At 37.4% G+C, this 11575-nt stretch carries 10 protein-coding genes and 2 pseudogenes; 11 read left to right on the top strand and 1 reads right to left on the bottom strand.

Features of this window, described 5'->3' with window-relative positions; translation table 11 throughout:
* Positions 1-2 precede the first annotated feature (2 nt).
* From IGK72_RS09670 to IGK72_RS09630, 9 genes and pseudogenes are all read left to right on the top strand, one after another.
* Complete coding sequence (locus IGK72_RS09670) at positions 3-2180, top strand: CD3337/EF1877 family mobilome membrane protein (protein ID WP_000804748.1); 2178 nt, start codon at positions 3-5, stop codon at positions 2178-2180.
* The gene (locus IGK72_RS09665) at positions 2177-3178 is read left to right on the top strand and encodes a lysozyme family protein (RefSeq protein WP_000769868.1); all 1002 of its coding nucleotides are present in this window, start codon (positions 2177-2179) and stop codon (positions 3176-3178) included. Before IGK72_RS09670 ends, IGK72_RS09665 begins: the two co-directional genes overlap by 4 nt.
* Positions 3175-4107 (top strand): conjugal transfer protein, encoded by a 933-nt coding sequence (locus tag IGK72_RS09660; RefSeq protein WP_001224319.1) that lies wholly within the window; start codon positions 3175-3177, stop codon positions 4105-4107. The genes IGK72_RS09665 and IGK72_RS09660 overlap by 4 nt, the downstream gene beginning before the upstream one ends.
* A gap of 313 nt (positions 4108-4420) precedes the next feature.
* A pseudogene (locus IGK72_RS09655) lies at positions 4421-4468 on the top strand (hypothetical protein); the annotation flags it as partial.
* A gap of 15 nt (positions 4469-4483) precedes the next feature.
* The gene (gene tet(M) / locus IGK72_RS09650) at positions 4484-6403 is read left to right on the top strand and encodes a tetracycline resistance ribosomal protection protein Tet(M) (protein ID WP_001574275.1); all 1920 of its coding nucleotides are present in this window, start codon (positions 4484-4486) and stop codon (positions 6401-6403) included.
* A 97-nt stretch (positions 6404-6500) separates the two neighbouring features.
* Positions 6501-6563: pseudogene (locus IGK72_RS09645) on the top strand (tetracycline resistance efflux system leader peptide).
* A 34-nt stretch (positions 6564-6597) separates the two neighbouring features.
* A complete protein-coding gene (gene tet(L), locus IGK72_RS09640; protein WP_001574277.1) occupies positions 6598-7974 on the top strand; it encodes a tetracycline efflux MFS transporter Tet(L) in 1377 nt (458 codons plus the stop codon).
* Positions 7975-8537: 563 nt separating this feature from the next.
* The gene (gene mobV / locus IGK72_RS09635; RefSeq protein WP_025193416.1) at positions 8538-9716 is read left to right on the top strand and encodes a MobV family relaxase; all 1179 of its coding nucleotides are present in this window, start codon (positions 8538-8540) and stop codon (positions 9714-9716) included.
* Positions 9695-9850 carry a cysteine-rich KTR domain-containing protein gene (locus IGK72_RS09630; RefSeq protein ID WP_080120191.1) on the top strand — a complete coding sequence of 52 codons (156 nt, stop codon included), beginning with the start codon at positions 9695-9697 and terminating at the stop codon, positions 9848-9850. The genes mobV and IGK72_RS09630 overlap by 22 nt, the downstream gene beginning before the upstream one ends.
* A 59-nt stretch (positions 9851-9909) precedes the next feature.
* On the opposite strand, the gene IGK72_RS09625 is transcribed toward IGK72_RS09630, so the two are convergent.
* Complete coding sequence (locus tag IGK72_RS09625; protein ID WP_001227347.1) at positions 9910-10263, bottom strand: helix-turn-helix transcriptional regulator; 354 nt, start codon at positions 10261-10263, stop codon at positions 9910-9912.
* A 504-nt stretch (positions 10264-10767) separates the two neighbouring features.
* Here IGK72_RS09625 and IGK72_RS09620 point away from each other — a divergent pair.
* Together IGK72_RS09620 and IGK72_RS09615 are read left to right on the top strand one after the other, a co-directional pair.
* Positions 10768-11190: a sigma-70 family RNA polymerase sigma factor gene (locus IGK72_RS09620; RefSeq protein WP_000804885.1), complete on the top strand. Its 423-nt coding sequence runs from the start codon at positions 10768-10770 to the stop codon at positions 11188-11190.
* Positions 11187-11417 (top strand): helix-turn-helix domain-containing protein, encoded by a 231-nt coding sequence (locus tag IGK72_RS09615; protein ID WP_000857133.1) that lies wholly within the window; start codon positions 11187-11189, stop codon positions 11415-11417. The genes IGK72_RS09620 and IGK72_RS09615 overlap by 4 nt, the downstream gene beginning before the upstream one ends.
* Positions 11418-11575: the final 158 nt, after the last annotated feature.

Below are 11575 nucleotides of genomic sequence, written 5' to 3'. Positions count from 1 at the left end.
ATGTGAAACCATCAATAGTAAACAGAATAAAATCAAACTGGACGCTGAAACGTCTAGGTAAAGTGGCAATGACAGTGGCTTTCACACTTGTGATTGCCATTTTTCTTTTAGCCATGCTGGGAACGGTGGTTCAAGCTGCGGGCTTGGTAGATGATACGGTCAATGTGGCAAATGAATACAGCCGATACCCACTTGAAAACTATCAACTGGATTTTTATGTGGATAATAGCTGGGGCTGGCTTCCGTGGAACTGGTCGGACGGGATTGGAAAACAGGTCATGTATGGACTATATGCCATTACCAATTTTATTTGGACAATCAGTTTGTATGTTTCCAATGCGACAGGTTACTTAGTACAGGAAGCCTATTCCTTAGACTTCATTTCCGCTACAGCAGATTCCATTGGTAAGAATATGCAGACCTTAGCTGGTGTGAGTGCAAACGGATTTTCAACAGAGGGTTTCTATGTTGGATTCCTCTTACTCTTGATTTTGGTTCTTGGGGTTTATGTTGCCTATACGGGACTGATAAAGAGAGAAACCACAAAGGCAATTCATGCCATTATGAATTTTGTGCTGGTGTTTATCCTATCGGCTTCCTTTATTGCCTACGCTCCCGACTACATTAAAAAAATCAATGACTTTTCATCAGACATCAGTAATGCCAGTTTATCACTTGGCACGAAGATTGTCATGCCCCATTCCGATAGTCAAGGCAAGGACAGCGTGGACTTAATCAGAGATAGCCTGTTTTCCATACAGGTTCAGCAACCGTGGCTACTGCTTCAATACAACAGTTCAGACATTGAAAGTATCGGTATTGACCGTGTGGAAAGCCTGCTCTCCACCAGCCCAGATTCCAACAATGGCGAAGACAGAGAAAAAATTGTTGCGGAAGAAATTGAAGACAGAAGCAATACCAATCTAACCATTACAAAGACCATTAACCGTTTAGGTACAGTCTTCTTCCTATTTGTCTTCAATATTGGGATTTCCATATTTGTATTCCTATTAACAGGAATCATGATTTTCTCGCAGGTACTTTTTATCATCTATGCTATGTTTCTGCCTGTGAGCTTTATTTTAAGCATGATTCCATCATTTGATGGTATGTCAAAACGAGCCATAACAAAGCTCTTTAATACCATTTTGACACGAGCTGGAATCACATTGATTATTACGACAGCATTTAGTATTTCAACCATGCTCTATACCTTATCGGCTGGTTATCCGTTCTTTTTGATTGCTTTTCTACAGATTGTGACCTTTGCAGGAATCTACTTCAAGCTGGGCGATTTAATGAGTATGTTTTCTCTACAGAGTAACGATTCTCAAAGTGTGGGAAGTCGTGTGATGAGAAAACCTCGTATGCTTATGCACGCTCACATGCACCGTCTACAGCGGAAACTTGGACGTTCCATGACTACTCTAGGGGCTGGGTCTGCCATTGTTACAGGTAAAAAAGGACAGTCGGGTTCGGGGAGTTCTGCAAGGACACAAGCAGATCACTCCCGACCAGACGGAAAGGAAAAATCAACACTTGGAAAACGTATCGGTCAAACCATCGGTACAGTAGCTGATACCAAAGACAGAATGGTAGACACTGCTAGTGGTTTGAAAGAACAGGTTAAAGATTTGCCGACCAATGCAAGATATGCAGTATATCAAGGAAAATCCAAAGTAAAAGAGAATGTCCGTGATTTAACCAGTAGTATTTCTCAAACCAAAGCGGACAGAGCCAGTGGACGCAAGGAACAGCAGGAACAAAGGCGAAAAACCATTGCGAAGCGTCGCTCTGAAATGGAACAGGTCAAACAGAAAAAACAGCCTGCTTCTTCTGTTCATGAAAGACCGACTACAAGACAAGAACAATATCATGATGAACAGACCTCAAAACAGTCTAATATTCAGACTTCATATAAGGAATCTCAACAAGCCAAACAAGAGCGTCCAGCAGTTAAGTCCGATTTTTCAAGTCCAAAAGTGGAACGCCAAGGCAATACCGTTCAAGAAAAAACCGTTCAAAAGCCAGCAACTTCAACCACTACAGCAGATAGAACTTCACAACGTCCAATCACAAAAGAACGTCCGTCTACTGTTCAAAGAGTACCACTACAAAATACAAGAAGTAGACCACCAATCAAAACCGCCACCATTAAGAAAGTCGGTAAGAAACCATGAAGTTGAAAACTTTAGTGATTGGTGGTTCTGGATTATTCTTGATGGTCTTCTCACTGCTTCTGTTTGTTGCCATTTTATTTTCAGATGAACAGGACAGCGGAATTTCCAATATTCATTATGGAGGTGTGAATGTTTCCGCAGAAGTGCTGGCTCATAAGCCTATGGTAGAAAAATATGCCAAAGAATATGGCGTTGAAGAATATGTCAACATACTTCTTGCGATTATACAGGTGGAATCGGGCGGTACTGCGGAAGATGTTATGCAGTCCTCGGAATCCCTCGGTCTTCCACCTAATTCATTGAGTACAGAAGAATCCATTAAGCAAGGTGTGAAGTATTTCAGTGAATTATTAGCCAGTAGCGAAAGGCTCAGTGTAGATTTAGAATCGGTTATCCAGTCCTACAATTATGGTGGTGGTTTCTTAGGGTATGTGGCTAATCGTGGAAATAAATATACCTTTGAACTGGCTCAAAGTTTCTCAAAAGAGTATTCAGGTGGCGAAAAAGTGTCTTACCCCAATCCCATAGCCATACCTATCAATGGGGGCTGGCGATACAACTATGGCAATATGTTTTATGTGCAACTGGTAACGCAGTATCTTGTCACAACAGAGTTTGATGATGATACGGTACAAGCCATCATGGACGAAGCACTGAAATATGAGGGCTGGCGATACGTTTACGGTGGAGCTTCCCCGACTACTTCTTTTGATTGTAGCGGACTGACACAATGGACGTATGGAAAAGCTGGAATTAACTTACCACGAACCGCACAACAGCAATATGATGTGACCCAGCATATCCCACTATCGGAAGCACAAGCTGGCGATTTGGTTTTCTTTCATTCTACCTATAACGCTGGCTCTTATATTACTCATGTTGGGATATACCTTGGCAATAACCGTATGTTTCATGCAGGCGACCCAATCGGTTATGCCGACTTAACAAGCCCCTACTGGCAACAGCATTTAGTGGGAGCAGGACGAATCAAACAATGAGAAAGGAAGATTTAATGATGAAATTTAGAAAAAATCAGAATAAAGAAAAACAGATACCAAAGGAAAAGAAACCTCGTGTCTATAAGGTCAATCCTCATAAAAAGGTTGTGATTGCCTTGTGGGTACTTTTAGGGCTTAGTTTCAGCTTTGCGATATTCAAGCACTTTACAGCTATAGATACTCATACTATTCACGAAACAACTATCATAGAAAAGGAATACGTTGATACTCATCATGTAGAAAATTTTGTAGAGAACTTTGCGAAAGTCTACTATTCATGGGAGCAATCCGATAAGTCCATTGATAATCGAATGGAAAGTCTAAAAGGCTATCTGACAGATGAACTTCAAGCTCTCAATGTTGATACAGTACGCAAAGATATTCCTGTATCGTCTTCTGTAAGAGGATTTCAGATATGGACGGTAGAGCCAACTGGCGACAATGAGTTTAATGTAACCTACAGTGTAGACCAGCTCATTACAGAGGGAGAAAATACAAAGACCGTCCACTCTGCTTATATAGTGAGTGTCTATGTAGATGGTTCTGGAAATATGGTACTGGTTAAGAATCCGACCATTACCAACATACCTAAGAAATCAAGTTATAAACCAAAAGCCATTGAAAGTGAGGGGACGGTTGATTCCATTACAACCAATGAAATCAATGAGTTTTTAACGACGTTCTTCAAGCTCTATCCTACAGCGACAGCCAGTGAACTTTCCTACTATGTGAATGACGGGATATTAAAACCAATCGGAAAAGAGTACATCTTTCAAGAACTGGTAAATCCTATTCACAATCGTAAGGATAATCAAGTCACGGTATCGCTGACAGTGGAGTATATCGACCAGCAGACCAAAGCAACGCAGGTATCTCAATTTGATTTGGTACTTGAAAAGAACGGGAGTAATTGGAAGATTGTAAAATAACAAATATTGGTACATGATTACAGATACTTTGTAATCATGTACTCTTTTTGATAAAAAATTGGAGATTCCTTTACAAATATGCTCTTACGTGCTATTATTTAAGTGACTATTTAAAAGGAGTTAATAAATATGCGGCAAGGTATTCTTAAATAAACTGTCAATTTGATAGCAGGAACAAATAATTAGATGTCCTTTTTTAGGAGGGCTTAGTTTTTTGTACCCAGTTTAAGAATACCTTTATCATGTGATTCTAAAGTATCCAGAGAATATCTGTATGCTTTGTATACCTATGGTTATGCATAAAAATCCCAGTGATAAAAGTATTTATCACTGGGATTTTTATGCCCTTTTGGGTTTTTGAATGGAGGAAAATCACATGAAAATTATTAATATTGGAGTTTTAGCTCATGTTGATGCAGGAAAAACTACCTTAACAGAAAGCTTATTATATAACAGTGGAGCGATTACAGAATTAGGAAGCGTGGACAAAGGTACAACGAGGACGGATAATACGCTTTTAGAACGTCAGAGAGGAATTACAATTCAGACAGGAATAACCTCTTTTCAGTGGGAAAATACGAAGGTGAACATCATAGACACGCCAGGACATATGGATTTCTTAGCAGAAGTATATCGTTCATTATCAGTTTTAGATGGGGCAATTCTACTGATTTCTGCAAAAGATGGCGTACAAGCACAAACTCGTATATTATTTCATGCACTTAGGAAAATGGGGATTCCCACAATCTTTTTTATCAATAAGATTGACCAAAATGGAATTGATTTATCAACGGTTTATCAGGATATTAAAGAGAAACTTTCTATGGAAATTATAATCAAACAGAAAGTAGAGCTGCACCCTAATATGTGTGTGATGAGCTGTACGGAACCTGAGCAATGGGATGTGGTAATAGAAGGAAATGATGACCTTTTAGAGAAATATATGTCCGGTAAATCATTAGAAGCATTAGAACTCGAACAAGAGGAAATCAGAAGATTTCAGAATTGCTCCTTGTACCCTGTTTATCATGGAAGCGCAAAAAGCAACATAGGGATTGAGCAGCTTATAGAAGTGATAACGAATAAATTTTATTCATCAACATACAGAAAGAAGTCTGAACTTTGCGGAAATGTCTTCAAAATTGAATATTCGGAAGAAAGACAACGTCTTGCATATGTACGCCTTTATGGCGGAATCCTGCATTTGCGGGATTCGGTTAGAATATCGGAAAAGGAAAAAATAAAAATTACAGAAATGTATACTTCAATAAATGGTGAATTATGTAAAATTGATAAGGCTTATTCCGGGGAAATTGTTATTTTGCAAAATGAGTTTTTGAAGCTAAATAGTGTTCTTGGAGATACAAAGCTATTGCCACAGAGAGAGAGAATTGAAAATCCGCTCCCTCTGCTGCAAACAACTGTTGAACCGAGCAAACCTCAACAAAGGGAAATGTTACTTGATGCACTTTTAGAAATCTCCGACAGTGACCCGCTTCTACAATATTATGTGGATTCTACGACACATGAAATTATACTTTCTTTCTTAGGGAAAGTACAAATGGAAGTGATTAGTGCACTGTTGCAAGAAAAGTATCATGTGGAGATAGAACTAAAAGAGCCTACAGTCATTTATATGGAGAGACCGTTAAAAAATGCAGAATATACCATTCACATCGAAGTGCCGCCAAATCCTTTCTGGGCTTCCATTGGTTTATCTGTATCACCGCTTCCGTTGGGAAGTGGAATGCAGTATGAGAGCTCGGTTTCTCTTGGATACTTAAATCAATCATTTCAAAATGCAGTTATGGAAGGGATACGCTATGGTTGCGAACAAGGATTATATGGTTGGAATGTGACGGATTGTAAAATCTGTTTTAAGTATGGCTTATACTATAGCCCTGTTAGTACCCCAGCAGATTTTCGGATGCTTGCTCCTATTGTATTGGAACAAGTCTTAAAAAAAGCTGGAACAGAATTGTTAGAGCCATATCTTAGTTTTAAAATTTATGCGCCACAGGAATATCTTTCACGAGCATACAACGATGCTCCTAAATATTGTGCGAACATCGTAGACACTCAATTGAAAAATAATGAGGTCATTCTTAGTGGAGAAATCCCTGCTCGGTGTATTCAAGAATATCGTAGTGATTTAACTTTCTTTACAAATGGACGTAGTGTTTGTTTAACAGAGTTAAAAGGGTACCATGTTACTACCGGTGAACCTGTTTGCCAGCCCCGTCGTCCAAATAGTCGGATAGATAAAGTACGATATATGTTCAATAAAATAACTTAGTGTATTTTATGTTGTTATATAAATATGGTTTCTTGTTAAATAAGATGAAATATTTTTTAATAAAGATTTGAATTAAAGTGTAAAGGAGGAATTAATTATGAAGTGAAATGAATGTAACAGGGTTCAATTAAAAGAGGGAAGCGTATCATTAACCCTATAAACTACGTCTGCCCTCATTATTGGAGGGGTGAAATGTGAATACATCCTATTCACAATCGAATTTACGACACAACCAAATTTTAATTTGGCTTTGCATTTTATCTTTTTTTAGCGTATTAAATGAAATGGTTTTGAACGTCTCATTACCTGATATTGCAAATGATTTTAATAAACCACCTGCGAGTACAAACTGGGTGAACACAGCCTTTATGTTAACCTTTTCCATTGGAACAGCTGTATATGGAAAGCTATCTGATCAATTAGGCATCAAAAGGTTACTCCTATTTGGAATTATAATAAATTGTTTCGGGTCGGTAATTGGGTTTGTTGGCCATTCTTTCTTTTCCTTACTTATTATGGCTCGTTTTATTCAAGGGGCTGGTGCAGCTGCATTTCCAGCACTCGTAATGGTTGTAGTTGCGCGCTATATTCCAAAGGAAAATAGGGGTAAAGCATTTGGTCTTATTGGATCGATAGTAGCCATGGGAGAAGGAGTCGGTCCAGCGATTGGTGGAATGATAGCCCATTATATTCATTGGTCCTATCTTCTACTCATTCCTATGATAACAATTATCACTGTTCCGTTTCTTATGAAATTATTAAAGAAAGAAGTAAGGATAAAAGGTCATTTTGATATCAAAGGAATTATACTAATGTCTGTAGGCATTGTATTTTTTATGTTGTTTACAACATCATATAGCATTTCTTTTCTTATCGTTAGCGTGCTGTCATTCCTGATATTTGTAAAACATATCAGGAAAGTAACAGATCCTTTTGTTGATCCCGGATTAGGGAAAAATATACCTTTTATGATTGGAGTTCTTTGTGGGGGAATTATATTTGGAACAGTAGCAGGGTTTGTCTCTATGGTTCCTTATATGATGAAAGATGTTCACCAGCTAAGTACTGCCGAAATCGGAAGTGTAATTATTTTCCCTGGAACAATGAGTGTCATTATTTTCGGCTACATTGGTGGGATACTTGTTGATAGAAGAGGTCCTTTATACGTGTTAAACATCGGAGTTACATTTCTTTCTGTTAGCTTTTTAACTGCTTCCTTTCTTTTAGAAACAACATCATGGTTCATGACAATTATAATCGTATTTGTTTTAGGTGGGCTTTCGTTCACCAAAACAGTTATATCAACAATTGTTTCAAGTAGCTTGAAACAGCAGGAAGCTGGTGCTGGAATGAGTTTGCTTAACTTTACCAGCTTTTTATCAGAGGGAACAGGTATTGCAATTGTAGGTGGTTTATTATCCATACCCTTACTTGATCAAAGGTTGTTACCTATGGAAGTTGATCAGTCAACTTATCTGTATAGTAATTTGTTATTACTTTTTTCAGGAATCATTGTCATTAGTTGGCTGGTTACCTTGAATGTATATAAACATTCTCAAAGGGATTTCTAAATCGTTAAGGGATCAACTTTGGGAGAGAGTTCAAAATTGATCCTTTTTTTATAACAGGAATTCAAATCTTTTTGTTCCATTAAAGGGCGCGATTGCTGAATAAAAGATACGAGAGACCTCTCTTGTATCTTTTTTATTTTGAGTGGTTTTGTCCGTTACACTAGAAAACCGAAAGACAATAAAAATTTTATTCTTGCTGAGTCTGGCTTTCGGTAAGCTAGACAAAACGGACAAAATAAAAATTGGCAAGGGTTTAAAGGTGGAGATTTTTTGAGTGATCTTCTCAAAAAATACTACCTGTCCCTTGCTGATTTTTAAACGAGCACGAGAGCAAAACCCCCCTTTGCTGAGGTGGCAGAGGGCAGGTTTTTTTGTTTCTTTTTTCTCGTAAAAAAAAGAAAGGTCTTAAAGGTTTTATGGTTTTGGTCGGCACTGCCGACAGCCTCGCAGAGCACACACTTTATGAATATAAAGTATAGTGTGTTATACTTTACTTGGAAGTGGTTGCCGGAAAGAGCGAAAATGCCTCACATTTGTGCCACCTAAAAAGGAGCGATTTACATATGAGTTATGCAGTTTGTAGAATGCAAAAAGTGAAATCAGCTGGACTAAAAGGCATGCAATTTCATAATCAAAGAGAGCGAAAAAGTAGAACGAATGATGATATTGACCATGAGCGAACACGTGAAAATTATGATTTGAAAAATGATAAAAATATTGATTACAACGAACGTGTCAAAGAAATTATTGAATCACAAAAAACAGGTACAAGAAAAACGAGGAAAGATGCTGTTCTTGTAAATGAGTTGCTAGTAACATCTGACCGAGATTTTTTTGAGCAACTGGATCCAGGAGAACAAAAACGATTTTTTGAGGAAAGTTATAAATTATTTTCCGAACGATATGGCAAGCAAAATATTGCTTATGCAACAGTTCATAATGATGAGCAAACCCCTCACATGCATTTAGGTGTTGTGCCTATGCGTGATGGAAAACTGCAAGGAAAAAATGTGTTTAATCGTCAAGAACTGTTATGGCTACAAGATAAATTCCCCGAGCATATGAAAAAACAGGGTTTTGAGTTGAAGCGTGGTGAACGTGGCTCTGACCGTAAACATATTGAGACAGCTAAATTTAAAAAACAAACTTTGGAAAAAGAGATTGATTTTCTAGAAAAAAATTTAGCAGTTAAAAAAGATGAATGGACTGCTTATAGCGATAAAGTTAAATCAGATTTAGAAGTACCAGCGAAACGACACATGAAAAGTGTTGAAGTGCCAACGGGTGAAAAGTCCATGTTTGGTTTGGGAAAAGAAATAATGAAAACAGAAAAGAAACCAACCAAAAATGTTGTTATATCGGAGCGTGATTATAAAAACTTAGTGACTGCTGCGAGAGATAACGATAGGTTAAAACAGCATGTTAGAAATCTCATGAGTACTGATATGGCGAGAGAATATAAAAAATTAAGTAAAGAACATGGGCAAGTTAAAGAAAAATATAGTGGTCTTGTAGAGCGATTTAATGAAAATGTAAATGATTATAATGAGTTGCTTGAAGAAAACAAGTCTTTAAAGTCTAAAATAAGCGATTTAAAGCGTGATGTGAGTTTAATCTATGAAAGCACTAAGGAATTCCTTAAGGAACGTACAGACGGCTTAAAAGCCTTTAAAAACGTTTTTAAGGGGTTTGTAGACAAGGTAAAGGATAAAACAGCACAATTCCAAGAAAAACACGATTAAAGATAAGGGAAGATACTGAATTAAAAAAATTCCCCCTCTATTGTCCGAAATGCAGACAAGAAAATTTAATTGAAATAAAGCAGTTCAAAGTAACTGTGATTACAGAGCCAGACGCAAAGACGCAGAGCCGATAAAATGAGATTAATACAATCTCATTTTATCGGCTCTTTCCGTTATGTATGGATTCTTTTAATTAGTCTTCGATGTTTCTTGCTTCGTTGATACCGCTGGCTAAAGATTCCATTAAGGATAGTTCTTTGTCTGTAAAGCTATCCATGTATTTCTCTATCTGTAATCGTCGGGTGCTTTTTACCAAGTTATTAGCAGGTAAGAAAAATTCATCAACGGAAACATGAAGTAACGATACAAGGTCATAAAGAACTTGTATGCTGGGGTGTTGCCCTTTATTTTCAATATTAGTTAAGTACCGTGGGTCAATTTCAATCAATGCTCCCACTTGTTCACGAGTTAAACCTCGTTTCAATCGAGCTTCTTTAATGGCTAAACCAAAGGCTCTAAAATCATATTTATCTTCTTTTTTACGCATAGTAGACCACCTCTATACATTTTATTGTTCCTACTGAATTAAAAACAGGTATAGAAAAACGTGTTATATGGTTTATAGGTTTATATTTAATAAAAAGCACTACTAAACGCCAATAAAAAAAACCGTTATATGGTAGTGCTATTTACGCTGTTAAAATATTGTATATTACTTCCAAATGGCGGTTTGTTGGAGGTCAACGTCGCCATGAAGTACATCATATACAATAAATTTCCTTACATTGGGTTCTTGTCAAAAAAAGTCGTCTATCTGCAATAGATAAGTACGTCCACCAATGTGGTTTTATAAATCATATAGATAGAATAACAGAAGCATGTAAACAGAGAAATAAATCTGTTTATATGCTTTTTTGGCTATTCAGAACTTTTTTACAAAGTTTATTTATCAGTAATGCAACAAATCCCCCTTTCACATTGGGACTAAGAGTGAAAGGAGATAAACGAGCAAGGCTCACTTCCTTTCCTAGACAGAAAGGGGGTGAGAAACATGAAACCATCTTCTTTTCAGACCACAATAGAAAATCAGTTTGACTATATCTGTAAACGTGCTATGGAAGACGAGCGAAAGAATTATATGCTTTATCTTTCAAGGATTGCAAAGCGTGAGGTGTCCTTTTCGGATGTTGGCGATTATCTTGTTAGCCAGTTTGCGACAACAGATAACTATTCAACTGACTTTCAGATTTTTACACTCAATGGGTTATCAGTAGGCGTTGAAAATGATTTGTTGAGTGAAGCATTACGTGAGTTGCCAGACAAGAAACGTGAAATTCTACTGCTGTTTTACTTTATGGACATGAGCGATTCAGAAATTGCAGACCTGTTGAAATTGAACCGTTCTACTGTCTATCGGCATAGAACCAGTGGACTAGCCTTAATTAAAAAGTTTATGGAGGAATTTGAAGAATGAAAACACAATATCCTATGATTCCCTTTCCTCTCATTGTAAAGGCAACAGATGGCGATACCGAAGCGATTAACCAGATTCTACATCATTACAGAGGGTACATAACGAAGCGTTCCCTACGACTTATGAAAGATGAATATGGCAATCAAAGTATGGTCGTTGATGAAGTCTTACGTGGAAGAATGGAAACCAGACTGATTACAAAGATTTTGTCATTTGAAATTAAGTAATATCCTCTCTCCTTTCGTGGAAGCGTGCTAAACCATTCCACGCTTCCCGAACAGGGAGGTTTGTTATTCCACCAAAGCATATTGAGCTTTCAATGTGTTTTGATAGGCTAACGAGCCATTGTTCTTTGAAAACTGAATAAAAGTAATCGAATACGTTT

Origin of the sequence: Enterococcus sp. DIV0183, assembly GCF_050541505.1 — a bacterium.
Taxonomy (GTDB): Bacteria; Bacillota; Bacilli; order Lactobacillales; family Enterococcaceae; genus Enterococcus; species Enterococcus faecalis.
The sequence above is the reverse complement of the archived record's forward strand: the minus strand, read 5'-3'. Positions and strand labels throughout refer to the sequence as shown.

Excerpts from the sequence above, each read along its gene's own strand:
- IGK72_RS09660 (WP_001224319.1), top strand. The coding sequence starts at position 3,175 with ATGAGAAAGGAAGATTTAATGATGAAATTTAGAAAAAATCAGAATAAA.
- IGK72_RS09615 (WP_000857133.1), top strand. The coding sequence starts at position 11,187 with ATGAAAACACAATATCCTATGATTCCCTTTCCTCTCATTGTAAAGGCA.
- IGK72_RS09625 (WP_001227347.1), bottom strand. The coding sequence starts at position 10,263 with ATGCGTAAAAAAGAAGATAAATATGATTTTAGAGCCTTTGGTTTAGCC.
- mobV (WP_025193416.1), top strand. The coding sequence starts at position 8,538 with ATGAGTTATGCAGTTTGTAGAATGCAAAAAGTGAAATCAGCTGGACTA.
- IGK72_RS09620 (WP_000804885.1), top strand. The coding sequence starts at position 10,768 with ATGAAACCATCTTCTTTTCAGACCACAATAGAAAATCAGTTTGACTAT.
- IGK72_RS09665 (WP_000769868.1), top strand. The coding sequence starts at position 2,177 with ATGAAGTTGAAAACTTTAGTGATTGGTGGTTCTGGATTATTCTTGATG.